The following is a 315-nucleotide window of genomic DNA, read 5'->3' as shown; positions in this document are numbered from 1 at the left end:
CGCCCGATCCGGTCGCCGCCAGTGAACTGATACGCGACCTGCAACAACTGTGCGTCTGAAACGGCACCGGCAGAAATCCATTTTCCAGGACATTCATGATGCGGCGATTTGAATTAGACGATGGCGTTTCCAGTAAATTCTGGGAAGTCGGGCAAGCCGGTTGCGAACTGCATATCCGCTTCGGCAGGATCGGCACCGCAGGACAAAGCAAACCGAAAACCTTCGCGGACGAGGCCACGGCGGCCGCCGCGCTGGGCAAACTGGTGCGCGAAAAGACCGCCAAGGGCTATGTGGAGGCAGGCGCCGGGGCCGGCC

1 protein-coding gene is annotated in these 315 nt (G+C 61.0%); it reads left to right on the top strand.

The window, feature by feature from the left end; genetic code table 11:
• Window positions 1-95: 95 nt before the first annotated feature.
• Window positions 96-315 (top strand): WGR domain-containing protein (locus F2P45_RS34940; protein ID WP_229505456.1); only part of this gene is annotated, 220 nt, incomplete at its 3' end.

The sequence above is a fragment of the Massilia mucilaginosa genome, from assembly GCF_011682145.1.
GTDB lineage: Bacteria > Pseudomonadota > Gammaproteobacteria > Burkholderiales > Burkholderiaceae_D > Telluria_A > Telluria_A mucilaginosa.
Note: the sequence above shows the minus strand (reverse complement) of the source record. Positions and strands in the feature narration are given on the sequence as shown.